At 64.3% G+C, this 26,561-nt stretch carries 28 protein-coding genes and 1 pseudogene; 11 read left to right on the forward strand and 18 right to left on the reverse strand.

Features of this window, described 5'->3' with window-relative positions:
- Window positions 1-77 precede the first annotated feature (77 nt).
- The 3 genes from DIE06_RS32315 (at window position 78) to DIE06_RS32325 (ending at window position 1,873) form a co-directional block, all read left to right on the forward strand.
- Window positions 78-458: a DUF2946 domain-containing protein gene (locus tag DIE06_RS32315; RefSeq protein ID WP_185733527.1), complete on the forward strand. Its 381-nt coding sequence runs from the start codon at window positions 78-80 to the stop codon at window positions 456-458.
- Between the two features lie 105 nt (window positions 459-563).
- Window positions 564-1,496: a hypothetical protein gene (locus tag DIE06_RS32320; RefSeq protein WP_185733528.1), complete on the forward strand. Its 933-nt coding sequence runs from the start codon at window positions 564-566 to the stop codon at window positions 1,494-1,496.
- Between the two features lie 2 nt (window positions 1,497-1,498).
- Window positions 1,499-1,873 carry a copper resistance protein CopC gene (locus DIE06_RS32325; RefSeq protein ID WP_124664911.1) on the forward strand — a complete coding sequence of 125 codons (375 nt, stop codon included), beginning with the start codon at window positions 1,499-1,501 and terminating at the stop codon, window positions 1,871-1,873.
- Between the two features lie 44 nt (window positions 1,874-1,917).
- Here DIE06_RS32325 and DIE06_RS32330 read toward each other — a convergent pair whose 3' ends face one another.
- The 5 genes from DIE06_RS32330 to DIE06_RS32355 all read right to left on the reverse strand — a co-directional run bounded on the left by DIE06_RS32330 (window position 1,918) and on the right by DIE06_RS32355 (window position 7,045).
- Window positions 1,918-2,121, reverse strand: coding sequence for a hypothetical protein (locus DIE06_RS32330; protein ID WP_124664912.1), 204 nt, complete (start codon window positions 2,119-2,121; stop codon window positions 1,918-1,920).
- A 244-nt stretch (window positions 2,122-2,365) separates the two neighbouring features.
- Window positions 2,366-2,665 (reverse strand): H-NS family nucleoid-associated regulatory protein, encoded by a 300-nt coding sequence (locus DIE06_RS32340; RefSeq protein ID WP_124664940.1) that lies wholly within the window; start codon window positions 2,663-2,665, stop codon window positions 2,366-2,368.
- A gap of 393 nt (window positions 2,666-3,058) precedes the next feature.
- On the reverse strand, window positions 3,059-4,072 hold the full coding sequence (locus DIE06_RS32345; protein ID WP_124664913.1) for a hypothetical protein: 1,014 nt from the start codon (window positions 4,070-4,072) through the stop codon (window positions 3,059-3,061).
- A 184-nt stretch (window positions 4,073-4,256) separates the two neighbouring features.
- Window positions 4,257-4,391, reverse strand: a complete 135-nt coding sequence (locus DIE06_RS32350) for an entericidin A/B family lipoprotein (protein WP_124664914.1) — start codon at window positions 4,389-4,391, stop codon at window positions 4,257-4,259.
- Window positions 4,392-4,591: 200 nt separating this feature from the next.
- Window positions 4,592-7,045: an AsmA family protein gene (locus DIE06_RS32355; protein ID WP_124664915.1), complete on the reverse strand. Its 2,454-nt coding sequence runs from the start codon at window positions 7,043-7,045 to the stop codon at window positions 4,592-4,594.
- A gap of 394 nt (window positions 7,046-7,439) precedes the next feature.
- Between DIE06_RS32355 and DIE06_RS32360 the strand changes: the two genes are divergently transcribed.
- A complete protein-coding gene (locus DIE06_RS32360) occupies window positions 7,440-9,242 on the forward strand; it encodes an alkaline phosphatase (RefSeq protein WP_124664942.1) in 1,803 nt (600 codons plus the stop codon).
- Window positions 9,243-9,293: 51 nt separating this feature from the next.
- Here DIE06_RS32360 and DIE06_RS32365 read toward each other — a convergent pair whose 3' ends face one another.
- From DIE06_RS32365 to DIE06_RS32410, 10 genes and pseudogenes are all read right to left on the reverse strand, one after another.
- Window positions 9,294-9,440 carry a DUF3096 domain-containing protein gene (locus tag DIE06_RS32365; protein WP_124615271.1) on the reverse strand — a complete coding sequence of 49 codons (147 nt, stop codon included), beginning with the start codon at window positions 9,438-9,440 and terminating at the stop codon, window positions 9,294-9,296.
- A gap of 262 nt (window positions 9,441-9,702) precedes the next feature.
- Window positions 9,703-11,163 carry an NAD-dependent succinate-semialdehyde dehydrogenase gene (locus DIE06_RS32370; protein WP_124664916.1) on the reverse strand — a complete coding sequence of 487 codons (1,461 nt, stop codon included), beginning with the start codon at window positions 11,161-11,163 and terminating at the stop codon, window positions 9,703-9,705.
- Between the two features lie 75 nt (window positions 11,164-11,238).
- Window positions 11,239-11,946 (reverse strand): GntR family transcriptional regulator, encoded by a 708-nt coding sequence (locus DIE06_RS32375; RefSeq protein ID WP_124664917.1) that lies wholly within the window; start codon window positions 11,944-11,946, stop codon window positions 11,239-11,241.
- Window positions 11,947-11,957: 11 nt separating this feature from the next.
- Window positions 11,958-13,064, reverse strand: coding sequence for an ABC transporter ATP-binding protein (locus DIE06_RS32380; protein ID WP_124664918.1), 1,107 nt, complete (start codon window positions 13,062-13,064; stop codon window positions 11,958-11,960).
- Between the two features lie 11 nt (window positions 13,065-13,075).
- Window positions 13,076-13,876, reverse strand: a complete 801-nt coding sequence (locus tag DIE06_RS32385) for an ABC transporter permease (RefSeq protein ID WP_124664919.1) — start codon at window positions 13,874-13,876, stop codon at window positions 13,076-13,078.
- Between the two features lies 1 nt (window position 13,877).
- Window positions 13,878-14,762 (reverse strand): ABC transporter permease, encoded by an 885-nt coding sequence (locus tag DIE06_RS32390; RefSeq protein ID WP_124664920.1) that lies wholly within the window; start codon window positions 14,760-14,762, stop codon window positions 13,878-13,880.
- A 141-nt stretch (window positions 14,763-14,903) separates the two neighbouring features.
- Window positions 14,904-15,944, reverse strand: coding sequence for an ABC transporter substrate-binding protein (locus tag DIE06_RS32395; RefSeq protein WP_124664921.1), 1,041 nt, complete (start codon window positions 15,942-15,944; stop codon window positions 14,904-14,906).
- A 188-nt stretch (window positions 15,945-16,132) separates the two neighbouring features.
- Window positions 16,133-16,576 (reverse strand): annotated as a pseudogene (locus tag DIE06_RS32400) (flavin reductase); the annotation flags it as partial.
- A gap of 267 nt (window positions 16,577-16,843) precedes the next feature.
- Window positions 16,844-17,533 (reverse strand): GntR family transcriptional regulator, encoded by a 690-nt coding sequence (locus DIE06_RS32405; protein WP_124664922.1) that lies wholly within the window; start codon window positions 17,531-17,533, stop codon window positions 16,844-16,846.
- 132 nt (window positions 17,534-17,665) lie between these two features.
- Window positions 17,666-17,956 (reverse strand): DUF1330 domain-containing protein, encoded by a 291-nt coding sequence (locus DIE06_RS32410; RefSeq protein ID WP_124664923.1) that lies wholly within the window; start codon window positions 17,954-17,956, stop codon window positions 17,666-17,668.
- Between the two features lie 110 nt (window positions 17,957-18,066).
- Between DIE06_RS32410 and DIE06_RS32415 the strand changes: the two genes are divergently transcribed.
- The 7 genes from DIE06_RS32415 to DIE06_RS32445 are packed head-to-tail and all read left to right on the forward strand — an operon-like array spanning window position 18,067 to window position 23,705.
- Complete coding sequence (locus tag DIE06_RS32415; protein WP_124502075.1) at window positions 18,067-18,669, forward strand: amino acid synthesis family protein; 603 nt, start codon at window positions 18,067-18,069, stop codon at window positions 18,667-18,669.
- Entirely contained in the window at window positions 18,638-19,456 is an 819-nt protein-coding gene (locus DIE06_RS32420) for an alpha/beta fold hydrolase (RefSeq protein ID WP_124664924.1), read from the forward strand. Before DIE06_RS32415 ends, DIE06_RS32420 begins: the two co-directional genes overlap by 32 nt.
- Window position 19,457: 1 nt before the next feature.
- Window positions 19,458-20,393 (forward strand): flavin reductase, encoded by a 936-nt coding sequence (locus DIE06_RS32425; protein ID WP_124664925.1) that lies wholly within the window; start codon window positions 19,458-19,460, stop codon window positions 20,391-20,393.
- An 11-nt stretch (window positions 20,394-20,404) separates the two neighbouring features.
- A complete protein-coding gene (locus DIE06_RS32430; protein WP_124664926.1) occupies window positions 20,405-21,442 on the forward strand; it encodes an LLM class flavin-dependent oxidoreductase in 1,038 nt (345 codons plus the stop codon).
- 12 nt (window positions 21,443-21,454) lie between these two features.
- Window positions 21,455-22,924 (forward strand): aldehyde dehydrogenase, encoded by a 1,470-nt coding sequence (locus tag DIE06_RS32435; protein WP_124664927.1) that lies wholly within the window; start codon window positions 21,455-21,457, stop codon window positions 22,922-22,924.
- Between the two features lie 34 nt (window positions 22,925-22,958).
- Window positions 22,959-23,300, forward strand: coding sequence for a cytosine permease (locus DIE06_RS32440; protein ID WP_260433845.1), 342 nt, complete (start codon window positions 22,959-22,961; stop codon window positions 23,298-23,300).
- A gap of 15 nt (window positions 23,301-23,315) precedes the next feature.
- Window positions 23,316-23,705: a carboxymuconolactone decarboxylase family protein gene (locus DIE06_RS32445; protein ID WP_124664928.1), complete on the forward strand. Its 390-nt coding sequence runs from the start codon at window positions 23,316-23,318 to the stop codon at window positions 23,703-23,705.
- A gap of 215 nt (window positions 23,706-23,920) precedes the next feature.
- Here DIE06_RS32445 and tssF read toward each other — a convergent pair whose 3' ends face one another.
- Genes tssF through DIE06_RS32460 form a run of 3 tightly spaced genes read right to left on the reverse strand, consistent with a single transcriptional unit; the run spans window position 23,921 to window position 26,552 of the window.
- Window positions 23,921-25,531, reverse strand: a complete 1,611-nt coding sequence (tssF, locus tag DIE06_RS32450; protein ID WP_260433846.1) for a type VI secretion system baseplate subunit TssF — start codon at window positions 25,529-25,531, stop codon at window positions 23,921-23,923.
- The gene (locus DIE06_RS32455; RefSeq protein WP_311767652.1) at window positions 25,453-25,785 is read right to left on the reverse strand and encodes a toxin VasX; all 333 of its coding nucleotides are present in this window, start codon (window positions 25,783-25,785) and stop codon (window positions 25,453-25,455) included. The genes tssF and DIE06_RS32455 overlap by 79 nt, the downstream gene beginning before the upstream one ends.
- Entirely contained in the window at window positions 25,782-26,552 is a 771-nt protein-coding gene (locus DIE06_RS32460; RefSeq protein WP_124664929.1) for a DUF4123 domain-containing protein, read from the reverse strand. The genes DIE06_RS32455 and DIE06_RS32460 overlap by 4 nt, the downstream gene beginning before the upstream one ends.
- Window positions 26,553-26,561: the final 9 nt, after the last annotated feature.

A 26,561-nucleotide genomic window follows, 5' to 3' on the forward strand; every position in this document is an offset into this window, starting at 1 on the left:
CTTCCCCATCCGGACCGTGCGGCGCCCGTGCCATAATCCCCGCAACGTGCCGAGTGGTGTGCGATTCCGCCAGGGTCATGTCAGCGCTATTTCACAGGAAGATTGGCAGCATCCTGGGATTGCTTGCAATCCTGATGGCGACGCTCGCGCCAACGGTATCGCAAAGCCTTTCGTCCGAGCATGAGTTCGACGCCCTATCCGGGGCATTCTGTACCGCGCAGAACCGCGCGGACACCGCTGGCCCCGATCACGCGCCGTTGCCCGGCAAGGCGACTCACTGGCAAGCATGCGCGTATTGCGGGCTGCTTGCGGACATGCCCGCGTTACTGGGCGGAGCCTCGGGATTCGTGCCGACGGATTGGGCCGCCCATCCGGCTACGACGCCCCCGCTTCAGTCGTCATACCGCATTTTCCGCTTCGCCGCGGCGCAGCCGCGCGCGCCCCCGTTCTCATCCTGATCGAGTCAGCCCGGCTGCGATGCAAATGCCATTGCATCGCAGCGTCCTCGCGCGTCTGTCGACAGGCTCGCGAGCGCATTCACGCGCCCTCACAAGGATCGAACCATGCGCGCCATTCCCGCACTCGGCACGATGCCGATGCTTGCAGCCTTGCTTGCTCCGGCTACCATCGCCGTCCCGCTACTGTTGCCCTCGCTTGCGTCCGCGCACGCCATCGCCGGCAACCGGGGGTTCCCCGCCACGATGGCGGTCGACGACCCTGGCGTTGGCGACGAGATCAATCTCGAGTTTGGCCACGCCAAATCGCTGACCGACGATGGCGACGAGCAGAACGCCAACACGACGTCGCTCGAATGGGACAAGCTGATCACGCCCACTTTTGCCCTGTCAGTGGTGGGAACCTACGTCAACATCAACGCGCCGAATGGCGGTTCGGCCCGCGGATTCGACAACGTCGCGATCGGCGTCAAATACCGCTTTTACGTGAATGAAAAGCACGAACTCATGGCCTCGGTTGGCGCGGTCGCGGAGCTGGGCGGCACCGGAGCAAGGTCGATCGCCGACCCGCACTCGGCGATCACGCCAACGCTTTACGTCGGCAAGGGATTCGGCGATTTGCCGGATAGCTTGAAGTATCTGAAGCCGCTCGCGATCACTGGGACCCTCGGCCCGCGCGTGACGATGAACAGCGCCGATCCGGATTCGCTAAGCTGGGGCGTCACCGTGCAATACAGCCTGCCGTATCTGCAGAATTTCGTGCAGGACGTGGGACTCGAGGCGCCGTTCAATCACCTGATCCCGGTCGTCGAGTTCCCGATGAGCACCTGTACCGGCGGCCCCTGTTCGGGACATACGACCGGCAGCATCAATCCCGGCCTGCTCTGGCTCAACCGATGGGGCCAGTTTGGCGCCGAAGCGGTCATTCCAGTCAATCATGCAAGCGGAAAGGGCGTAGGCGTCCTGTTTCAGGCACATCTGTTTCTGGATGACGTGATGCCGAACTCGGTCGGCAAGCCATTTTTCGGCAAAGGGGAATAACCATGGCAACATTCAAGCGACTTCGTCACGGTTCGCGCGCAGCAGCCATCGCGACAGGCGCCCTGATCGCGTCGACGGCATTCGCCCATGTGTTTCCGCAAAAGCAGTCTCCGACGGCGGGAGCCGAAGTGGCAGCGCCGACCAGCGTGGCGATCGAGTTCGACGGACCGCTCGAGCCTGCGTTCAGTTCGCTGACCGTCAGGAGTTCAAATGGCAAGCAAGTGAATACTGCAAAGGCCGAAGTCGATCCGAACGACACGAAGTCGATACGTGTTGCGCTGCCAACGTTACCGCCCGACACGTACACGGTGCATTGGGTCGCAGTCGCGCCGGACGGACATCGCACGCACGGTGACTATTCGTTCAAGATCAAGTGAAGTTGACATCTGGTTGCGGAATGCCTGACCCGCCATCGCCTGGCCTACAGCAACGACAATTGGCCCGACAGGCTTGCGTGACCGGCCAGGTCGCCCTCCTCGTCAGGTCGGCCCGGCCGGGCTGCGGACTGTGCATTGCCGGTTGGCGGCCCATTCCCGCCGTCCAGCCGATATTTTCGCACCCACGCGATGCCAAGCACGTCGGATGAGAACACGACACCCGGCGCAATCTGAACCAGTTCGCTCATCTGCGGCGCTTCCTAGGCGGATTGAACGTCGAAGTGCGCCGCGGCGTAGCGCGCACTGCAATTCCACACTTCAACGCCATTGCGGGTGAAGGTGGCCCATCCATCCGTTACGGTCAATTCGGCGTCCGGAAATACCTCGCCGTGTCCCATTGCCTTGGCGGCAAAGATCGTCCGCTCACGACACGTCGCGCGGTATTTCCCATCGGGTAGTGTTGACGGCATCGGACTCAACCGTCGACTCCGTTTACTGCTCGATCAAAAACCGATTCCGGTTCTTCGCGCCTGCAATCCATTGCGGGGCCCTGCCGCGCCCGCTCCACGTTGCACCCGTTTTCGGATCGCGATACTTCGGTGCGACCGGCGCGGCGGCGCTGCCCGATGGCGCGGAACGGCGTCGCCCGAACAGTTGATCCGGCGTGAGGCCATACTCGGCAATCTGTTCACGCATCGCCGTGATGATGCTTTCCAGTTCGGCGAGCCGCGCTTTTTCCGCTTGCTGCGCCAGCGCTTCTGCCTGCGCTTTAAGTTCGAGGTAGGTAGCCATGGATATGAAAGGATTCCTTGAAAATTGATAAATGGCCGAACAGCCACCCATGTCGAGGCACAAGGCCATCGACTACTCCGTCGATATTATATGCACAACCGTGATGACAATCGATAGCGTCAGCTAAACGCATGCCGACCAGGAATGCGGTTCATCCGGTTTTGGCTTCTGTACTGCCGCGCGGATGGCATTTTCTGTTTCATCAACCGATGTCGGTAGTATGTTTTAGCGTCTTTACATCGATCCCATTGCGGCATTTTTAAAGTGTCGTGGCTGGACGGAGATATCCGCTTTCGAGTCGATACCGTTCCGGCGCCAGGCTCGAGTAGCAAGCGGCTAATGTGCCGCTTCTCGACGCGCTAAACAGAACGGGCCTGCGCATGGGAATAACCCCTAGAAATTGCGCGCCACGCCGACCATGAACATGTCCTGGTCCTTGTCGTTGCCGGTTGCGACTCGATTGAAACGCAAGCTCGCCGCCCAATCGTTCGTGACCTGATAGGTCACCTGCGCGCTGAGCAACGCATTGAGTCTCGTTTTACTCGAGGGCTCGTTCCGATCACGCGAGAGATACGGACCGACACCTGCCGAAAGCGCCCATTTGCTCCTGATCGGCGCGACGTACCAGAGTTGCGCGGCCACACCTCGTCGGCCGGCGACGCCATTGTTGCCTTCGTAGATGAAACTCGCCGAATAGGCCCACGCATTGCCCAGCGGCCGCTTGACTTCGACCATATATCCCTTTTCGATCGGCACTTGCGGACGGTTCGTCTGCGACGTCCCTGCCCAAACGCTCACCTGCGTCTTGCCGTCCGAAAATGCCGGGCCAGGATCGCCGCCAAAATCCGAGCCGATGCCGAAAAGCACCGCGTCGGAATTGAATCCGCCAATCATCTGGACGTGGTTGTACTGCACCTTGAGGTAGAAGCGCTCGGGAACGACGTAATACCGCACCGCCGCCGACGCACGCACACCCCATCGTTTTTCATTACGCGCCTGATTGTCGACATGGGTCGTGTCCATGCTGAAATACGGCCCCGCCGACAATTCGAGCGCCAGGCGATTGCCGACCGGCCAACGAAACGAACCCAGGGCGGCGAAGCCGTCACGGTGGTGATCCAGGGGATGCCCCTCGTTCACATACGCGAGGTAGACCGAGAGATAGTCATTCAAGACGTCGCCGAAACCGACTTCGTATGCACGCCAATGCATATCGCCGCCTTCGGTCGAGCGTCCGTCGCCATACACCGCATAGACGTCGATCGTTCTTTCCGATGGCTTGAACCCGGGCGTTACGCTCGAAGGGCTGTCCTCGGCATGCGCGACGCCCGGGCCGGCCAGCATTGCCAGGCCGGCGATCGAGGTTGAGAGGACGAAGCGCGAATAGATGCGACGGCACTGCCCCATTTGGACACCCCCTCATCTTGATAACCGCGATTGACTGGACAAGCTGACAGCAATTATAGGTGGCCTCGGGCAACAGGGACCATAGGGACCAGCCCACTCACTTCTCCGGCTTTCGCCTCCGCGAGCGGGCTCTCCCGATCAACCTGTCTCCATGTTTCACTGGCGCGCGCGTTCATTCGCGCCGCTATTTGGCTTCTTGTGCCTCATTCTTGATTGCCTGGCCGCCCTTGGAAATGTCCTGACCTGCGCCCGCCACCGTATTGCAGCCGGCGAGACCGGCGATGCCGGCAATCAATATCCATGCAATTAATCGCATCATTTTCTTTCCCCTCCTTCAAGTCACCTGACCCATTCAATGTTGAACGCTCCAACGAGCGCGACCGAATCCGGCCGACCACCGATCGATGCCGGATGGAGATGCCCGCAGGCCATCTGAAAGAAACCTGCGCTCATCCATGCCCCGCACTACCTGAATGCCGGCCGCCACGTCAGTTCGACGGGAGCGGACGTGCACGATCACTACTTGTGTTTCGCACCAGCCGGCGTGGAAGCTGCCGAAGCTCCCGAAGCTGCCGATGCCGCCGCAGCACCCGGCAGCCCGTTCATGTACGCCGGCACAGCCTTCGTCTTCTGCCGGATTCCCGGCGGCGGCGCCGTCGGGCGCTTCTCCATGTCGGTCAGCATCTGCTGGCACGGCAACGGGCGATTGCGGCCTGGCTGCACCAACGCGAGCAGACTTGCAACCGGATTCAGCAAGCCCAGCCCGATCGCGGCCCCGCCACGCGCGATCAGTGCCCCGGCCTTGACCCCGACGTGCGGTTGCTTGAAGGATCCCGTGACATACAGTGGCGAGCGCAGCGATATCACCCGGAATCCCTTGGTATGAGGATGAATCGTGAGATTCATGGTCTCGTCTCGCAGGTTCACGTTACCGTCCATGCCGATCACTGCATCATCGGTGTCGAGCGCGAATACGCGCGAGTCGAGCACGCCATTGGTGACCACGAAATCGGCCACGCCGCAGTTGATCCTGACGTCACGTGTGCCGAACAGTTTCTCGTACACCACGTTGGCAACGTTCAGCCCGGCGGCTTCCATCAGCAGGAGACTCACCGTGCCGTCGGTGACCAAGGTCTTCACTTCGCCATTGGAAGTCGCTGCGAGTGCCGCCGGCGAATTGCCGGTGGCCGATAGCGCGGCATCGCCGTTGACCTCGCCGAGCGCTGTCTGCATCACCTTGAAGGTCGGGAACAGCTGCTTGAGTTTCAGATGCCGCGCCCGCAGCGTGAACCGCCCCTTGAGCGGGACGCCGCTGCCGTCCAGATGGATGTTCGAAGCAAGCGTACCGCCCGCGACGCCAAAGTTCAGCGGATTGAGCGTCAGCACACCGTCCTGCATGATGACGTGGGTCGACAGGTCGGTAATCGGCAGGCTCGCGGTCTTGATGATGCGCCGCCCGGTAAACCGGACGTCGGCGTCGATCTTCTTCCAGCGCTCCGTTCGGAATCGCTCGACCGGCAACGCCTTGTTCGCGGGCTGCGCGACGGCGGCGCCCCGCCGCGCCTTGCTGGCATTCGTGTCGGCACCGATCAGCGGGGCAAGGTCGGAGAACTGCAGCAGCCTTGACTCCAGCGTACCGGACAAGAGCGGCCTCGGTTCGCGCGAAACGTACACCAACGTGCCGTTGAGATCGCTGCCGCCGACGCGTCCCGTGAAGCCCTCGTACTTGAAGACGTTGCCTGACGCCCGGAGTTGGCCGACCAGTCGGCCGTCGGTCGCATACGGAGAGGTTTCGGGCAGGGTGATGCCCGTGACGTCATACAGGTGGGCCATGCTGGTGCCCGCGAGCCACAGTCGGAGATCGACCGCCGCCAGGTGAGACGGATCCGTCACCGTGCCGACGAGCGCGAGGTGCGTATCGCCAAAGCGCAAATCGGCCTGAACCGGAAATGGGCGTTGCGTGCCCTGCACGTCCAGCAAATTGCCGATCTTGCCCGTGCCGGCGACATGCCCCTTCTTGTAGGTCCCCTTGACGGTCCAGCCGATCGTGTACGTGCCGACGGTGGCGGATGCCGCGGGCGCCGCGCCCGCCGATGCGCTCGTTGTCGCCGAGGCCGTTGCACCCGGTGCGGCGGCTGCGGATGCGCTCGACGCCGCCGGCGCCGGGGCTATCGTGTTGCTGGATTTCGTCGCTGCGGCATGCGAAGCGGCGACCACCGCTTGCGAGGCCGCTGCCGATGCGCGGGACGCCGCGTCGGCACCCGACGCAGGCACCCCCGGCTGCGTCGCACCGGCGTGCGTCTGGGCCGCGAGCTTTTTTTGACCTGCCGGCCCGACAGCCTGTGCCGATTCGTGGTGCGCCAGCGCCTCCTGCTGCTTCACCGCCGCGTCGAACGGGATCGGCCGGCCGAGCGTGTCGATCACGGCGCTCAGGTCGAACTGCTTTTGCTGGTCGTAGTAGCCGAGATTGCCTTGGGCAAATGCAATCTGATGCAGGTCGAGCGTCCATCCGCCCCGATGCGCGGGCTCCTTGAGCTTGAACGTCCAGTTGACCCGACCGTCCTTGAGGCGTTCGAGGTCGACGGACGGATTGACCAGATCGATGGCCGGAATCACGATGCGGCGTGCCGTCAGCGGCAGCGCCTCGACTTCGAAACTGATCTCGTCCAGCGTGACGAAATACTTCGTGCGCGCCCAATCGGGATTGGAGATCGTGACATTGCGTGCGCTGAATCGCGGCCATGGCACCCATGCACGCCAGCCCTGCTCGCTCACGGGCCGGCGCCACCCGACACGCAGGTCGCCATTGATGGCGAACTGCCGTCCGATTGCGTCCGACACCTTGTCGTCGACCCAAGGCCGGGCTCGATTCCAGTCGAACGTCACAATGACGATCACCAGTACTGCAAGCGCCAGGGCGACGACAACGGAAAGCCATGCGGCCGCCTTGCCGACGGTGTGGCCGATGTGCATTTCACACTCCCCGAGTTTGCTACACGGTATCGAGCAATTCGTGTTCCTGAATCCTCCGCGAATGAGCATGTCTGATGATTTCGCCGGCACCATCACGTTCGACCTGCCGATCGTTTGCGCGAGCCATGGGCGGATACCGCGAAATCAGATTTCCGGGCAATCCGCGATATGTGCGGAATTTCGTGGCGATTGCAGACAAGGTGCCCGCCGCCGGGTCGCGTGCGGCTCGAAATGGGGTTCCCACGCCTTTTCAGGCGTCGATCTTCGCAGTAATGTTCCGGATCGACTGCTCCATCTGCGCGCGCCATGGGGCGGTGGCAAGCGTATCGAGCGACAGAAGCGGACGCCTGCCGCAGTGCTTCCCGCACCCACCGCATGTCGATCGGGAGGACCAATGGATCGTCGCCATTTCCTCAAGTCGTCGGCGTTTTTTACCATTGCGGCTGCCACCGCCATGCACAACGCGCCACGGGCGAAGCTGTCGGTCGGTGCCGTGCGCACGAATCCCGATCGATTCCCGCAAGGTGTCGCAAGCGGCGATCCGCGCGATCGCTCCATCGTATTCTGGACGCGATGCGTGCCGGTATCCCGGGACGTCCAGCACCCTGCAAGAAGCAGCGTGCGCGCGGTACCGCTTCGACTCGAAGTATCGACGCTGCCGGATTTCTCGACGCGCGTCGCCAGCGTCCCGCTGAGGGCGCTGGCCATCTTCGACTTCACGGTGCGCGTGAAGGTGACGACGCTCTCGCCGAAGACCACCTATCACTACCGGTTCGTCGCCGGTGACCACGTGAGCATGACGGGTGTCGCACGCACGGCGCCGGAGGCAAACGAGGCCAACGAACAGGTTCGCTTCGCGTGGCTCACCTGCCAGGACTGGAGCGTCAACCACTGGCAGGCGATGACGCTGCTGGCCGCCGAACGCGATCTCGATTTCGTCGTGCACGTGGGCGACTACATCTATGAAGCGGTCGGGACCTCTCCCCCCGGCCGTGCCGAGCCGGCGCATCCTCCGCTGCGCTTGCCCGACGGCAAGCCGCTCGCGAACGGCCGCGCGTATGCCGATTCGCTCGACGACTACCGGACGCTCTATCGCACCTATCGTACCGATCCGCGCCTCCAGACGCTGCACCAGCGCCTGCCGATGATCGCGATCTGGGACGACCACGAGTTTTCCGACGACTGCTGGCAGGATCATCAGGTCTACACCAACGAGGAGCGGCAGGAAACCCGGCGGCGCCGCAGCGCGAGTCGCGCGTGGGCGGAGTACATGCCGGTGGACTGGGGCGATGTGCGCTTCGAGCCGAATAATCCGTCGTACACGAACATTCGCATCTACCGCGATTTTCGTTTCGGTCTGCTAATGCACCTGGTGATGACGGACGAGCGGCTGTATCGGGACGACCATGTCGTGAGCGAGGCAGCCATCGCGCGCGCGAACGCGCACGACCCGGTGCATGGGGACGATGCAGCCGGCTCGCGCTACTTCGTCAAGCAGGACGTGCTGCAACGTTACCAGGCGCGCGATTCCGAGCAGTTGGGGCGCCCGCCGTCGATGCTCGGCCCGGAACAGACGCAATGGTGGAAGGCCGCGATGAAAGACTCGCCGGCAACCTGGAAGGTGTGGGGCAACGAGGTGATGCTGAACCGTCTGTGGCTCCTGATGCCAGGCGCACCCAAGACACCGGCGGCTCGCCTCGTGGTCGATTGCGACGCGTGGGACGGCTATCCCGCACACAAGCACGAACTGCTCGCTTACTTGAGGGAGCACGGGATCCGTAACGTCGTCGCGATCACCGGGGATCTGCATGCATTTCAGTGCGGCGTCGTGCGGGACGATCCCGATCCCGCGACGGGGGTGCCCGTGATCGTCGATTTCGTCTGCGCCGGAATCAGCAGCGCGTCCTTCTATTCCTACATGAAAGTCGCATGGAACGGTACGCCGCTCGCGTCGATGGCGGCCACCCCGGCCAAACTCGACAGCTTCCTGATGGCGAACAACCCCGACCTGTGCCACGCCGACCACGACGCGCAGGGTTATGCGTCGGCCACCGTCACGCCGGAACACTTTTCCGTCACGTTCAACAAGGTGAAGCCGTTGAACCCGGACGGAAGCGCGCCGGCGGATGCATTGCTTGGCCGCACGCGATTGACCGTGCCCAGGGATTCAGCCGAGGTGCGCGTCGAACAGATCTAGATTCCGACGCGCCCGGGTTCGTTGCCGAAGACCGAATGGCCAGGCGACTCGTCAGTGGATATGTCCGGCGAAAAGCCCGAGCAACCCTATGACGATCAGATAGATTGCAACGATGTAATTCAGCAGGCGCGGGACCACCAGGATCAGAATTCCGGCGATCAGCGAGACCAATGGGCTCCAATTCGTAAATGCGTGCATGGCGTTGCCCCTTGACACCGTACGGCATCAGCTCGTGCTTCGCCGCCGCTCTTTTTCAACGCTGCACGCGATTCCCGCATGGGCGGGAGATTTTTACCAATGCAGGCGGCCTGAACCACGGACGTTTGTCAGTGCAGCGTTCATTTGCATGTCGGAGCGATTTCCGTGCCCGGCCACGCTCCGATGTGTTTCCCCGTGCGACCGCGCGTACGTTGACGTCTCCGGACAACCACGTACACACGTCAGCCAGGCCAACCGACGATCAGACCGCCATGCACAGGTACTTGATGACGAGGTAATCGTCGATGCCGTAATGCGAGCCTTCGCGGCCGAGCCCCGACTGCTTCACGCCGCCGAACGGTGCGACCTCGTTCGAAATGAGGCCCGTATTGATGCCGACCATTCCGTATTCGAGCTGCTCGGCCACCCGCCACACGCGCCCGATGTCGCGGCTGTAGAAGTACGCGGCAAGCCCGAACTCGGTATCGTTGGCGAGCGTCACCACCTCGTCGTCGCTCGAGAAGCGGAACAGCGGCGCGAGCGGCCCGAACGTCTCCTCTCTCGCAACGTCCATCTGCGCGGTGACGTTCAGGAGCACCGTGGGCTCGAAGAAGCCATGCCCGAGCGCATGCCGCTTGCCGCCGGCGGCGAGCGTCGCGCCCTTGCCGAGGGCGTCCGCGATATGCGCTTCGACCTTGCCGACCGCCGCTTCGTTGATCAGCGGCCCCAGCGTCACGCCGCCTTCGATGCCGTGCCCGACCTTCAGGCCCTTCACCGCCGCCACCAGCTTTGCGGCGAACGCGTCGTAAACCCGGTCGTGCACGTAGAAGCGATTGGTGCACACGCACGTCTGCCCGTTGTTGCGGTACTTCGACGCGATCGCCCCTTCGACGGCGGCATCGAGATCGGCATCGTCGAACACGATGAACGGCGCGTTCCCGCCGAGCTCGAGCGTGACCTTCTTCACGGTGGGCGCGCTTTGCGCCATCAGCAGCCGCCCCACGCCGGTCGATCCGGTAAACGACAGCTTGCGCACCACGCGGCTGCTCGTCATCGCGCCGCCGATCGCCTTCGGGTCGCCGGTGACGATGTTGAGCACGCCGTTCGGCACCCCCGCGCGCTCGGCAAGCACCGCCAGCGCGAGCGCCGAGAACGGCGTCGCCTCGGCCGGCTTCACGACGATTGGGCAGCCGGCCGCGAGCGCCGGCCCCACCTTGCGGGTGATCATCGCGTTCGGGAAATTCCACGGCGTGATCGCCGCGCACACGCCCACCGGCTCCTTGACGACCACGAGCCGCTTGTCCGACGCGGGCGTCGCGAGCGTGTCGCCGGCCACGCGCTTGCCCTCTTCGGCGAACCATTCGATGAACGAAGCGCCGTAGACGATTTCGCCCTTCGCCTCGGCAAGCGGCTTGCCTTGTTCGGCCGTGAGGATCAGCGCGAGGTCATCGGCGTGTTCGATCATGAGCGCGTACCAGCGGCGCAGGATGCGCGCGCGCTCCTTCGCCGTCTTTGCACGCCACGCCGGCCATGCCGCATTCGCGGCGTCGATCGCGCGCGACGTCTCTGCCGCGCCCATCGACGGAACGCCGCCAAGCGTCGCGCCCGTCGCCGGATCGAGCACGTCGAAGCGCTCGCCCGAGTCGGCCTCGCACCATTGCCCGTCGATATAAGCCTGATGACGCAAGAGCGCCGGATCCTTCAACAGCGTGTTCAATTCCACGTTCGTTCCTTCCGGGATAAGAATGCCGCAGTGCAAAGTAGCGATGACAAGAACGGCGTCACGAAGTAAAACGCACTACCCCGCCTGACGCCACGAAGCATTTTCGTGACCATGGGCCAGCAGCTTGCGCGCGATCTCGGCCACCCGGTGCACGTGCGCGATGGCGGCTTCGCGCGCCGCCTCCCCGTTGCCCGTCTCGATGCCCGCGAGGATCGCGCGCATCTCCTCGACCGCCTGGTGCCCGCGATCGTCGGAGGCGATCGTCAGCGCACGCAACCGGTTGATCCGCGCGATCAGCGTCTGCACGATCTCCCACGCGACATGCTTTTTCCCGGCGATGAACATGCGCTCGTAGAATGCCGACGTGAGCGCCTTCACCGCCTGATGATCCTGCGCGTCGAACGCTTGCCGGATCTGGTCGATGCACGCCGACAGGTCGGCGACCAGAGGCGCGTCGGCATGCTGCGCGCAGGCCATCGCCGCCTCGCCTTCCAGCAACGCGCGCATCTCGTAGATCTCGGCCGCCGTGTCGAAGTCGAGGATTGCGACGATCGGCCCCTGGTTCGGAATCGACGCGACCAGCCCTTCCGTTTCCAGATGCCGCAGGACCTCGCGCACGACGGTTCGGCTCACGCCCAGGATCTCGCACAACGCGCGCTCGACCAGCCGCTCGCCCGGCTGGAAGTGCGCATCCAGGATCGCGTTGCGCATTTTCTCGAGCGCGAGCTCGCGCAGCGTGGCGGTGGGCCGCTGCACTTTCAGGGACGGCAGTGCGGGACACATGGCTGCCGCCGTCAGGCTTGCGCGAACAGGCGCACGTCGCGCGCGTCCCAGTCGACGAGCGCCTGCGCACCGATCACGATGCCGTTGTCGTGCCGATGCGCGGCCGGCATTCGGATCGAGATCTCCTGCTGCCACGGCGTCGCCACCGCGTAGTGCATCGCATCGCCGAGATAGGTGACGTCGCGCACGGTCACGGGCAGGCCCGCAGTACCACTCGAACCATGCGAATCGCCGGCGCGTTGCAGCGAGCTGATGCGCATCTGTTCCGGGCGGATCATCAGCGCGCCTTCGTCGCCGGCGGCGAGCGTCGGATGGAACATGTCGGACGCCATCTCGAGGCCGTTGGGGAACACGCCGCCCATGCGGCCGTCGCCGTGCTTCGTCACCTTGACCGGCAGGAAATTCGAATTGCCGATGAAGCTCGCGACGAAGCGCGAAGCCGGGTTCGCATAGAGCTCCTCGCCGGTGCCGACCTGCTCGATGCGCCCCTGGTTGAACACGGCGATGCGGTCCGACAGGCGCAGCGCTTCCTCCTGGTCGTGCGTGACATAGAGGATCGTCACGCCCGTTTCCTGGTGAATGCGGCGCAGCTCCAGCTGGATTTCCTCGCGCAGCTTCTTGTCGAGCGCGGAAAGCGGCTCGTCCATCAGCAGCACCGGCGGATCGTAGGCGAGCGCACGCGCAATCGCGACGCGCTGCTGCTGGCCGCCGGAGAGCTGCGCGGGCATCCGGTCGCGGCACTCGGACAGATGCACGAGCTTCAGCATCTGCTCCACCTTCGCGCGGATTTCGGCTTCAGGCCGGCGGCGCACCCGCAGCGGGAACGCGACGTTCTCGCCCACGGTGAGATGCGGGAACAGCGTATAGCGCTGAAACACCATCCCGATGTTGCGCTGGTTCGGCGCGACCGACAGCAGCGACTTGCCCTCGAGCAGCACGCGGCCGTCGGTCGGCTCCTGAAAGCCCGCGACGATATAGAGCGTGGTGCTCTTGCCCGAACCCGACGGTCCGAGGAAGGTCATGAATTCGCCCTTGCGGACGTCGAGCGACACCTGGTCGATCGCGACGACGTCGTCGTAAGTCTTGCGCAGGCGCTGGATTTGCAGGAATGCAGTCATGGCGTGTTACCTCAGTGAGCGCGTGCGCGGCGCACGACGGCGCCCGCCAGCATCAATACGGTCGTCAGTGCGACGAGCAGCGACGACGCGGCCGCGACGACGGGCGTCAGGTCTTGCCGCAACGTCGCCCAGATCCGCACGGGCAGCGTCTGCAGCGTCGGGCTCGACATGAAGATCGACACCACGACTTCGTCCCACGATGCGAGGAACGCGAAGATCGCGGCGGCAAAGAGGCCGAGCCGGATCGCGGGAAGCGTGACGCGCAGCTTCACCGTGAGCGGCGACGCGCCGCAGATCAGCGCGGCGTCTTCCAGCGCCGTGTCGAAGCTCACGAGCGAGTTGCTGATCGAGATGATCGAGAACGGCAGCGCGATGATGAGGTGGCCGATCACGAAGCCGGTCATCGTGCCGTTCAGGCCGATGCGCAGGAAGAACGCATAGAGCGCGACGGCAAGCACGACGACGGGCAGCACCATCGGCGTGAGGAAGAAACCCCGCACGGCCTCGCGGCCGCGGAACTTGCCGCGCACGAGCGCCAACGAAGCGAGGAACCCGATCGCGACGGACAGCACCGTGACGATCACCGCCAGCTTCGCGCTGGTCAGCAGCGAGTCGATCCAGCCCGCATCGGTGAACAGCTGCCGGTACCATTCGAGCGTCCAGCCCGGCGGCGGAAAGATCAGCCACTGCGAATCGCCGAACGACAGCGCGACGATGAAGAAGATCGGCAACAGCAGGAACAGCGCGACGGCCGCGCCCACGGCCACGAGAACCCAGCGCAGCGCGCCCAGGCGATCGAAATCGAGCAACATTTCAGCGACCTCCGGTGGTGGCACGCGCGCTGCCGGTGAAGCGCAGCTGCAACGCATAGAGCGCGAGCGTCACGGCGAGCAGCACGAATGCCGCGGCGCCGGCAAGGCCCCAGTTCAGCAGTTCCTGCACGAGCTGCGCGATCAGTTCCGCGAGCATCATGTAGGACGGGCCGCCCAGCAGCGCGGGCGTGACGAAGTAACCGAGCGCCATCACGAATACCATCAGCGCGCCGGAGGCCACGCCCGGCATCGCGAGCGGCACGAGGATGCGCCAGAACGCCTGCCAGCGGCTCGCGCCGCACACCGCGGCGGCGCGCAGCGTCGACGGGTCGATGCTGCGCAGCGTGGCGTGCAGCGGCATCACGAGGAACGGCAGCATGATGTAGGTCATGCCGATCGTCACGCCCGTCAGGTTGTTCACGAGCGACAGCGGCTCGTGAATCACGCCGATCGCCATCAGCGCGCGGTTGATCGGCCCGGTTCCCTGCAGCAGCACCATCCACGCGAACGTCCGCGCGAGCAGGTTGGTCCACATCGACAGCAGCAGGATCGCGAACAGCACGGCACTGAGCCGGCGCGGCGCGATCGCGAGCAGCCACGCCATCGGAAAGCCCACCAGCAACGTGACGAGCGTCACGACCGTCGCCACGAGAAACGTATTGCCGAACACGCGCACGTACGTCGTCGAGCCGAGCAGTTGCGCGTAGTTGTGCAGCCCGGGCGTCGGCTCGAGCACGCTGCGCAACAGCAGCGACAGCACCGGCAACAGGAAGAAAATCACGAGCAGCAGCATCGCGGGCGTCAGCAGCCGCATGCTGCGCCAGTCGCGCCGCTTGCGCGCTTTCGCCGCGGGCGGATGCGCGATGGTACTCAATACGTTTGGCATGGTTTCTCCTTTTTCGGCCAGGGCCGGCGCTTCAGCGCCGGCTGCCCTGGCCCCATGCAGATGCGTTGCCCGGCCGGTCCGGTTCGATTCGGTTCGTCATCCTGACCGGAACGCGTGCCGATTCCCTGTTTCCCGGCCAGCTTACTTCGACTGCCACGCGTACCAGCGCTTCGCGATCGCGTCGCGGTTCTCGGCCCAGTACTTCATGTCGAGATTGATCTGCGAGGTCTTGTACTGGTCGGGCAGCGTCTTGGCGATCGCCGGCGGCATCAGCGGGGCCGACTTCACGTTGATCGGCGCATAGCCCGTATCGGCCGCGAACTTCGCCTGGGCCTGCGCGCTCGTCGCGGCGGCCAGGAACTTCATCGCCGCGTCGCGATGCTTCGCGCCCTTCGGGATCACGAGCATGTCGGCGGCGGTCAGGTTCTGGTTCCACGACATGCCGACCGGCACGCCGGTCTGCGCGAGCGCATGCAGGCGGCCGTTCCAGAACATGCCGACCGGCGCTTCGCCCGACGCGAGCAGCTGCTGCGACTGCGCGCCGCCGCTCCACCAGACGATGTCGCCCTTGATCGAGTCGAGCTTTTTGAACGCGCGGTCGAGGTCGAGCGGATACAGCTTGTCGGGCGCGACGCCGTCGGCGAGCAGCGCGATCTCGAGCACGCCCGGCGCCGACCACTTGTAGAACGTGCGCTTGCCCGGGAAGCGCTTGGTATCGAACAGGTCCGCCCAGTTCTGCGGCTGCGCGCCCGTGTACTTCGCCTTGTTGTAGCCGAGCACGAACGAGTAATAGAAGCTGCCGACCGCGGAAGGCGTCGCGAAGCGCGGGTCGAGCTCGGCCTTCTTCACCACCGAATAGTCGATGGGCTCGATCAGCCCGGCCTTTTCCGCGGCGTACGCGAAGTCGCCCTCCACGTCGACCACGTCCCAGCTCACGTTGCCGCTGTCGACCATCGCCTTGAGCTTGCCGTAGTCGGTCGGCCCGTCCATCAGCACGTTGATGCCGCTCGCCTGCGTGAACGGCTGCGCCCAGTCCTTCTGTTGCGACGACTGGGTCGTGCCGCCCCAGCTCGTGAACACGATCGGGTCCGCGGCCAGCGCGGGCGTGGCGCACAGCGCGACCAACGGGGCGATACAGACGAGGCGCGATGCTGCGAAACGCGGGTTGCTTCTGCTGCTCATGGTCTCTCTCCAGGGGGAAACGGTTGCGGCTCGCGGCCACCGAAACGGCAGCCATTCGAATACACGTGTTCAGGCCGGCGGCGCCAGCCGCGCCGGCTTCTCGATCTTGTCGTTCATCGTCGTGTCGCAGCTGCGGTGGCGTTGCGGGCCATCCGCGCGCGGCGGCGCGCCGGTTCCGGCCGGCGCCGTCAGTGCGCGAGCGCGAGCGGCTGCACCGTGCCGGCTTCCGTGTCGCCGACATAGATGCCATACGCGTCCTGCCGGCGTTCGCGCACGTAGCGTTCGAGCATCGAGCGCACGGCGGTGTCGGCGATCTCGTCCCACGGCACCTGCCAGAGCGGCACGATGCGGATGCTGCTGTCGAACCACGGCGACCCGGACTGAATCACGCGGCCGCGGTAATAGATATGGACGCCCGGCTCGCGCTCGCCGGCCGATTCGAATACGGCGAACAGGCAGTCGAGATGTGCGTTGAGGCCGAGCTTCGCGAGCACGCCGCGCAGGCTCGCCGCATCACTCGCCGGTTCGAGCCGGATGCCGGACGGCAAGCGCAGGCCTTGCGGCGTATCGACGAGCACGAGTCCGTCGCGATGTTCGAGAATCGCCCCTACACGGGGGCGCGCCCCGACCGCAGACACGAATGCCTGTTGCGCGATTTGTCCGGTCGTCGACTCAGCCATGACGTACTCCGTGATCACTGCGTTACTCGATGAGATTATGGTATGCCATCTTATGGTCCACAACAATGCGTCAATAATCATGGAAAACCATGAGGCAACGACAGCGGGTCTTGCATCTGATTCCGTCCGGTCAATTGACAGACAAAACAAAAGGCCGCGGGCATGATGCCGGCGGCCTTTGCAGTTCAAGCGCGCTTCGATCGCGCGCCCGGGATTCCGTCAGTTGTCGGTGACAGCTTCGTCCTGCTGCTGCGCGAGCGCCGACAGTGCGAGTTCGGAAACCCGCTTGATGTGCGCGGCGGACGCCGCCGCAGCCGCCTCGCCGTCACGCCGCTCGATCGCGTCGAGCAGCCGGTTCATCTCGGTGTTCGAATCGCCGCCGCGCCCCGGCATCGCGATCGTCAGCGCGCGCAAGCGATTGATGCGCGCGTTGAGCGTCTTGACGACCGTCAGCGACACCTGCTTGCCGGCCGCTTCGAACAGCGTTTCATAGAAGCGCTCGGTGTACTCGAGCACACGCGGCAGATCCTGCTTCTCGAACGCATCCTCGATCACCGCGCGGACTTCGCGCAGCTGCCGCACGACTTCAGGTGTCGCGCCCTCGGCGCATGCGCGCGCGGCATTCGCTTCGAGCAGGCCGCGCAACTCGTAGATCTCGCCGACTTGCGCGGGGTCGAGCCGCGCGACCACCGGCCCTTGCCGCGACACGGTCTCGACCAGCCCTTCGGTCTCCAGATGCCGGAGCACCTCGCGCACCACGGTGCGGCTCACGCCAAGCTCGTCACACAGCGTGCGTTCGACGAGCCGTGCGCCGGGCCGGAAATACCCCTGCACGATCGCGCCGCGCAGTTTGTCGAGCGTCAGTTCGCGCAAGGTCTTGGCATTGCGGTCGATTTTGAGGTCTTGCATAAGCGGCACTCTGGAAGCGGATGGGTGGCCCGAACCCGGCGATGCGCCGGGCGCAGGCATGGAATGCCATATTATGACCCAACTGTCCGCGCTTTCCATCCCGCGCCCGCGCACGCGCCGTCAGCCACGCGATCAGCCTTCGAGGCCCTCGACGATCGCGATCTGGGCGCGGCAATGTCCATCCCGCTTCGCCTTCGCCGCCTGGTATTCGGGCGAGTGATAGCACGCGAGCGCCGTCTGCATGTCGGCAAACCGGATCACGACGTGGCGCTCGAACGCCTCGCCTTCCAGCACCTGCGATGCGCCGCCGCGCGCCAGGAACACCGCGCCGAACTTCCGGAACGCCAGCGGCGCGATGTCCGTGTAGTCCTTGTACTTCGCGGGATCCAGCACCTGCACGTGGGCAATCCAGTACGCACTCATTTCTCGCCTCCAGTTTCGGGAAATTCTGAGACACGGGTTAACACTCATGGCATGCCGTAACATGGTATACCACAATGAATCCCACAATCAACGCACGAAAGGAAGGTGCCATGAGCCTGATTCGGAAATCCGTCCTCCATGTCGAGACGCTCTACGTGGATGGCGACAAGGTCGCCGCCAAGCCGCTGAAGATGATTGGTGCGGTCGCCGTGATCAAGAACCCGTGGGCAGGCCGCGGGTACGTCGAGGACCTGTCGCCGGAGATCCGCGCGCTGGCGCCGCAGCTCAGCGAACACCTGACGAAGATGATCCTCGACGAAGCCGGTTCGGGCGACGCGGTCGAGGCGTTCGGCAAGAGCGCGATCGTCGGCCTCGACGGTGAGATCGAGCATGCGTCCGCGCTGATCCACACGCTGCACTTCGGCAACACCTATCGCACCGCCGTCGGCGCGAAGTCGTACCTCGCGTTCAACAACACGCGCGGCCCGGCCAATGCGCCGCTGTTGATTCCGATGATGGACAAGAACGACGAAGGCCGCCGCTCGCACTACCTGACGCTCCAGTTCTCGATCGCGGACGCACCGGCCGCCGACGAACTGGTCATCGCCATCGGCGCCGCCACCGCCGGCCGTCCGCATCACCGCATCGGCGACCGCTACAAGGATCTCGCAGAGCTCGGAAATGACGTCAAGAACCCTGCCGCTGTCAAATAAGCGCATCGCCCACTACCTCGACCAGGGTGCCGGCGAACCGCTGGTGCTGATTCACGGGGTGGGCATGCAGGCGGGCGCGTGGTATCCGCAGATCGATGACCTGTCGCGCGATTTCCGCGTGATCGCCGTCGACATGCCGGGCCACGGCACGAGCGATGCGCTCGACACCGACGCCGAGCTGCAGCAGTTCGTGCAGTGGGCGATCGAGTTCATCGAGGCGCTGCAGGTCGGCCCCGTCAACCTGGCCGGCCACTCGATGGGCTCGCTGATCGCCGCCGGCGTCGCGGTGACGCGGCCCGATCTGGTCAAGCGCGTGGCAGTCCTGAACGGTGTGTACCGCCGCACCGAGCAGGCGCGCGAAGCCGTCCTGCAGCGCGCCGCCGAACTGCGCTCGGGCACCATCGACGTCGATACGCCGTTGCGGCGCTGGTTCAACGCGGAGGAAGCGCAGCAGGCCGCCGCGCACAAGGTGGAAGCGTGGCTGCAGTCCGTCGACCTCGCGGGCTACGCCACCGCGTACACCGCGTTCGCGAGGGGCGACGACGTGTATGCCGACGGCTGGCACCGGATCGCCTGCCCTGCCCTTGTGCTGACGGGATCGGACGACCCGAATTCGACGCCCGAGATGGCGCGGCAGATGGCGCAGGCCGCGCATGACGGCAACGCCGTCGTGATCGAGAACGAGCGCCACATGGTGAACCTGACCGCGCCCGAGGAAGTCAATCGCGCGCTGCGTGCCTGGTTGCAGACCGTGCCGCACGCGGAAACCCTGAAATCGGAAGTGTGACATGAGCCAAGCAACCCGCCAGGAAGCCCCGACGATCAACACTCGCGAGCTGCGCGATGCATTCGGCGCGTTCATGACCGGCGTGACGATCGTCACCACCGCGCGCGATGACGGCCAGCCGCTCGGCTTCACCGCGAACTCGTTCTCGTCCGTGTCGCTGGACCCCGCGTTGCTGCTCGTCAGCATCGCGAAGACATCGAGCAATTTCCAGACGTTCTCGACCACGGGCCACTTCGCGATCAACATCCTCGCGGAAGGGCAAAAGGACCTGTCCAACACCTTCGCGCGGCCGAGCGACGATCGCTTCGCGCAGGTCGGCTGGCACCTGAGCAACCATCGCAACCCGCTGATCGACGACGTCAGCGCGTGGTTCGACTGCACGACGCACGCGGTGATCGACGCGGGCGATCACGCGCTCATCATCGGCAAGGTCGAGGCGTTCCATTCCGCCGGCTACGCGGGGCTCGGCTATTACCGCGGCGGCTATTTCACGCCGGCGAAGCTGTCGGCCGAAGTGATCGCCGGCCCGAAGGTGATCGTGAGCGCGATCATCACGCGCGACGACAAGGTGCTCATGGTGAAGACGGCCGACGGCAAGTGGGCGCTGCCCACCAGGGAAATCGGCAACGAAGGCGCCGACAAGGCGCTCGCCGAACTCTTCAGGCAATACCAGCCGGACGCTTCGGCAAGCTTCATTTATTCGGTCTACAACAATACCGAGACGCACTACCAGTACATCTCGTTCCTCTGCAGCGCACCGGACGAAGTGGCGGTCGCCGGTGAATTCGTGAGCCTCGACGACATCGAGACCAGCGCGTTCCAGGACAGCGCCGTCGCCAGCATGCTCGAGCGCTATCGCAGGGAGAGCCAGTTGAAAAGCTACGGCCTCTATTTCGGCGACCACAGCACCGGCACCGTCCGCCCGCTTCTTTCCTGAAAGGTCACATCATGCGTTTTTCGCTTTTCGTTCACATGGAGCGCGTCTCCGACCAGACCAGCCAAAAGCAGCTGTACGACGAGATGGTCGAGCTGTGCCAGATCGCCGATCGCGGCGGCATGCATGCCGTCTGGACCGGCGAGCACCACGGCATGGATTTCACGATCGCGCCGAACCCGTTCATCAACCTCGCCGATCTCGCCAACAAGACGAAGCGCGTGCGGCTGGGCACGGGCACGGTCGTCGCGCCGTTCTGGCACCCGATCAAGCTCGCCGGCGAAGCCGCGATGACCGACATCATCTCGGGCGGCCGCCTGGAACTCGGGATCGCGCGCGGCGCATACGCGTTCGAATACGAGCGCCTGATACCGGGGCTCGATGCATGGGGTGCGGGCCAGCGCATGCGCGAACTCATTCCCGCCGTGAAGAAGCTGTGGGAAGGCGATTACGCGCATGACGGCGAGTTCTGGACATTCCCGGCGACGACGTCGTCGCCGCTGCCGCTGCAGCAGCCGCATCCGCCGATCTGGGTGGCCGCGCGCGATCCGAACAGCCACGAGTTCGCGGTGGCCAACGGCTGCAACGTGCAGGTCACGCCGCTGCACCTCGGCGACGAGGAAGTCGAGAAGCTGGTCGGCCACTTCAACGCCGCGTGCGAGAAATTCAGCGACATGCCGCGCCCGAAGATCATGCTGCTGCGTCACACCTATGTGGCGAGCAGCGAGGACGACGCGCAAGTGGCCGCCGATGAAGTCAACGTGTTCTACAACTACTTCGGTGCGTGGTTCAAGAACGAGCGTCCGATCAGCCGCGGGATGATCAAGCCGCTGACCAGCGAGGAAATCGCCGCGCACCCGTTCTACACGCCGGAAGCCATGCGCAAGAACAACGTGATCGGCACGCCCGCGGAAGTCATCGCGCGCCTGAAGGCTTACGAAGCGCTCGGCTTCGACGAGTACTCGTTCTGGATCGATACCGGCATGAGCTTCGAGCGCAAGAAGGCTTCGCTCGAGCGGATGATCCGGGACGTGATGCCTGCGTTCCAATAAGGTGGTGATGCCATGAACGCGCACTTTCAGCTGTATATCGACGGCAAGTTCGAACCCGGCGCCGCGACCTTCGGCAGCATCAATCCCGCAACCGGCACCGTATGGGCGCAGATGCCCGAAGCGCGCACCGACGAGGTCAACCGCGCGGTCACGGCGGCCGGCCGCGCATTGACCGATCCGGCCTGGGCGGGATTGTCCGCATCCGCGCGCGGCAAGCTGCTGTACAAGCTCGCCGAACTCGTCGAACGCGCCGCGCCGCGGCTCGCCGAAATCGAAACGAACGACACCGGCAAGATCATCCGGGAAACGTCGAGCCAGATCGCGTATGTCGCCGAGTATTACCGCTACTACGCCGGTATCGCCGACAAGCTCGAAGGCAGCAGCATTCCCGTCGACAAGCCCGACATGCAGGTGTGGCTCGAGCGGCAGCCCGTTGGCGTGGTCGCCGCGATCGTGCCCTGGAACAGCCAGCTATTCCTGTCCGCGGTCAAGGTCGGCCCGGCCCTCGCGGCCGGCTGCACGGTCGTGCTCAAGGCGTCCGAGGAAGCGCCGGGGCCGTTGCTGGAGTTCGCCCGCCTCGTGCACGAAGCCGGGTTTCCGCCAGGCGTCGTCAACGTCATCACCGGCTTCGGCCCGGAATGCGGCGCGGTGCTGAGCAGCCATCCGGGCGTGGACAAGGTCGCGTTCACCGGCGGCCCCGAGACCGCGCGCCAGATCGTGCGGAACACGGCCAACAATCTCGCGAAGGTGTCGCTGGAGCTCGGCGGCAAGTCGCCGTTCATCGTGTTCGCCGATACCGACATCCAGAGCGCGGTGAATGCGCAGGTCGCCGCGATCTTCGCGGCGAGCGGCCAGAGCTGCGTCGCGGGTTCGCGTCTGCTGATCGAGGCTTCCGTCAAGGAGCGGTTCCTTTCCCTGCTGGTCGAGCGCGTGTCGCGCATTCGCGTGGGGTCGCCCGACGAGCGGGAAACGGAGTACGGGCCGCTGTGCACCGAGCGCCAGCTTCGCAACATCGAGGCGGTCGTCGCCAGTTCGGTGCGCCAGGGCGCGAAGGTACTCGCCGGCGGGAAGCGGCTGGCGCGCGACGGCTATTACTACGCGCCGACGATCCTCGACTGCACCGGCGTCGAACATGCCGACAGCATCACGACGGAGCTGTTCGGCCCGGTGTTGTCGGTCGACACGTTCGACTCCGAGCAGGAAGCGATCGAGAAAGCAAACAGCACGGCCTACGGTCTCGCCGCCGGCATCTTCACGACCAATCTCACGCGTGCGCACCGCGTGTCGAAGCGCGTGCGCTCGGGCATCGTGTGGATCAACACGTATCGGGCCGTGTCGCCGCTCGTGCCGTTCGGCGGCTTCGGCCTGTCCGGGCACGGCCGTGAAGGCGGCCTGAGCGCCGCGCTCGAATATACGACGACGAAATCCGTGTGGCTGCGCACGTCGGACGAGCCGATCAGCGACCCGTTCGTGATGCGTTGAGGGCGACAGCATTCGCCTGCGGTACCGATTCGCGTTGCGCATCGTGCTGGCGCCGTGGATCGCGATCAACCTGATCGACTTCTACCTGGTCAACAACCGGCATTACCGCGTCGCGGAGATCATCAGCAGCAATGGCGGCGTGTATGGTTCGTTCAACGTCAAGGCCATTGCGATCTACGTGTTCGGCGTCGCGGTCCAGGTGCCGTTCATGGAGGAAAGCTTCTTCCACGGCCCATGGGCATCGATTCTCGGTGGCGCGGACGTGTCGTGGATGGTGGGCCTCGTCGCCACCGCAATGGCTTGCTACCTGTTCGCGTCGAAGGACGCCTCGCGTGCGCGCGGCCGGTGTCCGGCGGGCGCCGGGGCTTTGGATTAACGAAGGAGATCAATCATGAATGAAGACGACGCGCTGTTTCAGAAAGGCTTGCCGATCCGCCGGGAAGTGCTCGGCCCCGAATACGTCGATGCGTCGATGGAAAAAGCCGACGCCTTCATGATGGCGTTCCAGCGGGCCACCACCGCCTGGGCGTGGGGCTGGGCATGGGGCGACGACACGCTCGACCGCAAGACGCGCAGCCTGCTCAACCTCGCGATGCTGACCGCCGGCGGCCATACCAACGAACTCAAGCTGCATGTGAAGGGGGCGCTGAACAACGGCGTGAGCGTCGACGAGCTCAAGGCGACGCTGCTGCATGCAACCGCTTATTCGGGTATTCCGCATGGGCTCAGTGCGTTCAAGGCGGCGCATGAGGTGCTGGTGGCTGAAGGCGCGTTGAAGTGACGGATCTGGGAGCGCTGCGAGCCGGCGCGACGCGATGTGTACTCAGACATGGGCTGCGCATGCAAAACGCGCTAGACCGACGCCCCCCGGGCCCGGCTATTTGGTGACGAGATCGCGCCCGATCTCCATACTCTGTACTTGTGTCGAATCGCAATGCGCGCGGCAGTCCGCACATTCGTACTCGACGACGCGGCAACCTTGGCGTGTCACCCCAATCAAATCAGCGGCTGCGCACCGGGCGTGGCCGCGCCGCGCATCAATTCCTGGTCAGTCTGCGCCGAGCGCACCACTAACTGAACGTAGCTGTTCATCGGCCCATACGGCGCGAAGAATCGTTCGAGCAGTTTCGTGAACACGATCAGGCTGATTTCTCTCAACGCGGTTTCGTCGATCGACAGCATGATTTCGATGCCCCGCACGAACGACGGGAACTGATTATCCAGCGACATCCATTTGATCGCTGGCTTGTAGTTCAGATCGGTGATCGCGTCGATGCAACGCTGCGCGAGCGGCGTCGTGCGCACCGCGTGAAGTCGCAGGAATGCCTTCAAGGCTGACAGGCCATCGCGCGTCAGATCGAGCGGATGCGGTGACAATGTCGAAAGCACACGCCACAATGCACCGTTGCCGCGTGGAAGTTCAGCCGTCAACGTCGGCCGCGTGATCAACTGAATCGGACATTCCAGCTTCTTGTTTTCAAGCAGCAGATCGCCTACCGAATTGCCGATCGGCAAGCGCGCTGGCAGGTCGCGATTCGTCACGGTAGTCATTACATCGATTTGCGGTAGCGTTGGCCGCGTCGATCGTCCGTCCAGCCCGACCAGCGACAGCATCATGCGTTGACGGTCGGGCGATCCAGCGTCGCGATCACGGAACGCAACCCAGTAGACCGTCGACGAATCGGGACGTGGATGGTGGCCGAGGGCCTGATACGGCCGCACCGGAATTCTGGGCTGCTCGCTTTCGAGCGGCATGTCCTCGTTTTTGTCTGTTTTCTTGGACAACTCGCCCAGGTAGACCGCGTCGATTGAATACACGCCGAGCGGAGAATGGTTTGCAAGTCGCACCGGCCGGACCGGATAGGCATCCTGCCCCTTCAGAACGATGGGGCGAGCGGCTGCCGGAAACAAATTCACGACAGGCGTGCAGAATAGCTTGAACGCTGTTGCGTCGAGCGACGCGAGCGCCTGCGCGGCAAACGACTCCGCGGGTGTGCCGCGCAACACAATGTGCAAGGTCAGTTCCCGAGCATCGGGCGCGTGCGCTGCGCGCCGCACGCGTCCCATGTCGAGATCGACGAAGTCGAACAGCTCGGGAAACGCGAAATATTCCAACAGATAACGGAACGTCGTCGCAGTCCGACTAACGGTTTGGCTGTCCGGCAACAAGCGTTCGTCGTCGGCGAAACCCACTGCTCCAAATGGCACTTTCGACAGCGCCTGCCACCGCCCGCATCGATCCACCTCGACGTACGCGGCGGCCGAACGCAGCAGCAACGCGTCCAGCAGCGACGAGACGAATGGCCGCTCGCCAGCGAGGTAGACGCGTACAGGACCGTCCGGAATGGCCGTCGTGAACCGACCGGCGGCTGACGTGAAGCTGACCGACAGCACGCCGGTCGCGTCGGCGGGCAATCTCACCGCCGACGGCGCCAACGTCGTCGGCGCATACCGCGCCGATCGAATTTGCAATGGTGAGACGGTCACATCATAGGTCGACTGAAACCGAACCGGGGCTGTGCGTGCGTTCAGCCCGCGATGCAGCTTTGGGTGAGTGCGCTTTTGGCGTCCCCCGGCGGCGGTGTCGTGTCGGGCGGGAAATACCACAGACTGCCATCATCCAGGACCATATAAGCACTGAGCCGTTTGCGCTTCTCGTCGTAGGTGTACAGATAGCCTTGGCGCAGTGCACGCAACGTGTATTTGGCGGAGGCAACGGCTTGGGGCGCACGGCCGTCAATTTTGAAATTGCCAGACAGCGCCGGGGCTTTCGCCGCGCCACGCGGACAGGCGATCGCGTATCGCACGGGATAGATCAGCAGCGATTGGCGATCGCACAGCGGGCAACCTTTGGTCGTCATGGTTTTGATCCTAGAGTTTCGGCGTCGCGTGCAAGATCGTGTCGCAAGTGCTGCGACGCATACTCGACAAGCACATCGACATCCATCGCGTGGCCGCTCAGCGTCGCTTCATTGAACACCCGGTCCAGTGCGATGGGGAATTGCGCCGCCTGCTCGGCTGACATCGCGGGTAGCCTGCGTAGCACTCGATCCGCGGCTTCACTGCAATTGATGCGCGGCCATTGCTCGGGGCGAGGCCAGCCCGACTGTTGATCGGCATTCGCGGCGCCAGCGCCGGGACGCGATACGCGCCAGCGATATCCGGCCCACGCGAACTGCCACGCCTGAATCGGGCCAAACAATGCCCGTTGCTGAGTCGAATCGAGCACCGCGAGCATCAGGCTCAGCACACGCGGATCGTAGTAACGCCAGAATGCCGGGTTACCGTCCGCTCCCGGACCAACCAGATTGCGCGCGAGGTGTTCACAGATTGCGTCGGCAGTCGCTTCGCTGTCCAGCCATGCGCACACCACGGGCGGGCGTTCGATATGGGTTTCCGCGACCCAGTACGCGGTTGCCAGCGTACGCGCTTCGTCGTCCAACGCAGCGATGTCGACGAGTCGGGGCATCAATTCCTCGCGGTGTGCCAGCATGCGCGGCGTACACGGACGCATATCGAGTGCCGCCAGCTCAGGTGCATGAGCCAGCGTCGTGGGTTCGACCAACAGGAAACCATGTGTGAGCGGCCCCGAGGCGTCAGGGGCGACTTGCAGGGGAGAAATCGTCATATTCCTTCG

It is taken from the genome of Burkholderia sp. Bp8998, assembly GCF_003854235.1.
Lineage (GTDB): Bacteria > Pseudomonadota > Gammaproteobacteria > Burkholderiales > Burkholderiaceae > Burkholderia.

Coding starts and splice junctions, on each gene's coding strand:
- DIE06_RS32315 (WP_185733527.1), top strand. CDS start 78: ATGTCAGCGCTATTTCACAGGAAGATTGGCAGCATCCTGGGATTGCTT.
- DIE06_RS32320 (WP_185733528.1), top strand. CDS start 564: ATGCGCGCCATTCCCGCACTCGGCACGATGCCGATGCTTGCAGCCTTG.
- DIE06_RS32325 (WP_124664911.1), top strand. CDS start 1,499: ATGGCAACATTCAAGCGACTTCGTCACGGTTCGCGCGCAGCAGCCATC.
- DIE06_RS32330 (WP_124664912.1), bottom strand. CDS start 2,121: ATGAGCGAACTGGTTCAGATTGCGCCGGGTGTCGTGTTCTCATCCGAC.
- DIE06_RS32340 (WP_124664940.1), bottom strand. CDS start 2,665: ATGGCTACCTACCTCGAACTTAAAGCGCAGGCAGAAGCGCTGGCGCAG.
- DIE06_RS32345 (WP_124664913.1), bottom strand. CDS start 4,072: ATGGGGCAGTGCCGTCGCATCTATTCGCGCTTCGTCCTCTCAACCTCG.
- DIE06_RS32350 (WP_124664914.1), bottom strand. CDS start 4,391: ATGATGCGATTAATTGCATGGATATTGATTGCCGGCATCGCCGGTCTC.
- DIE06_RS32355 (WP_124664915.1), bottom strand. CDS start 7,045: ATGCACATCGGCCACACCGTCGGCAAGGCGGCCGCATGGCTTTCCGTT.
- DIE06_RS32360 (WP_124664942.1), top strand. CDS start 7,440: ATGGATCGTCGCCATTTCCTCAAGTCGTCGGCGTTTTTTACCATTGCG.
- DIE06_RS32365 (WP_124615271.1), bottom strand. CDS start 9,440: ATGCACGCATTTACGAATTGGAGCCCATTGGTCTCGCTGATCGCCGGA.
- DIE06_RS32375 (WP_124664917.1), bottom strand. CDS start 11,946: ATGTGTCCCGCACTGCCGTCCCTGAAAGTGCAGCGGCCCACCGCCACG.
- DIE06_RS32380 (WP_124664918.1), bottom strand. CDS start 13,064: ATGACTGCATTCCTGCAAATCCAGCGCCTGCGCAAGACTTACGACGAC.
- DIE06_RS32385 (WP_124664919.1), bottom strand. CDS start 13,876: ATGTTGCTCGATTTCGATCGCCTGGGCGCGCTGCGCTGGGTTCTCGTG.
- DIE06_RS32390 (WP_124664920.1), bottom strand. CDS start 14,762: ATGCCAAACGTATTGAGTACCATCGCGCATCCGCCCGCGGCGAAAGCG.
- DIE06_RS32395 (WP_124664921.1), bottom strand. CDS start 15,944: ATGAGCAGCAGAAGCAACCCGCGTTTCGCAGCATCGCGCCTCGTCTGT.
- DIE06_RS32405 (WP_124664922.1), bottom strand. CDS start 17,533: ATGCAAGACCTCAAAATCGACCGCAATGCCAAGACCTTGCGCGAACTG.
- DIE06_RS32410 (WP_124664923.1), bottom strand. CDS start 17,956: ATGAGTGCGTACTGGATTGCCCACGTGCAGGTGCTGGATCCCGCGAAG.
- DIE06_RS32415 (WP_124502075.1), top strand. CDS start 18,067: ATGAGCCTGATTCGGAAATCCGTCCTCCATGTCGAGACGCTCTACGTG.
- DIE06_RS32420 (WP_124664924.1), top strand. CDS start 18,638: ATGACGTCAAGAACCCTGCCGCTGTCAAATAAGCGCATCGCCCACTAC.
- DIE06_RS32425 (WP_124664925.1), top strand. CDS start 19,458: ATGAGCCAAGCAACCCGCCAGGAAGCCCCGACGATCAACACTCGCGAG.
- DIE06_RS32430 (WP_124664926.1), top strand. CDS start 20,405: ATGCGTTTTTCGCTTTTCGTTCACATGGAGCGCGTCTCCGACCAGACC.
- DIE06_RS32435 (WP_124664927.1), top strand. CDS start 21,455: ATGAACGCGCACTTTCAGCTGTATATCGACGGCAAGTTCGAACCCGGC.
- DIE06_RS32445 (WP_124664928.1), top strand. CDS start 23,316: ATGAATGAAGACGACGCGCTGTTTCAGAAAGGCTTGCCGATCCGCCGG.
- DIE06_RS32455 (WP_311767652.1), bottom strand. CDS start 25,785: ATGACGACCAAAGGTTGCCCGCTGTGCGATCGCCAATCGCTGCTGATC.
- DIE06_RS32460 (WP_124664929.1), bottom strand. CDS start 26,552: ATGACGATTTCTCCCCTGCAAGTCGCCCCTGACGCCTCGGGGCCGCTC.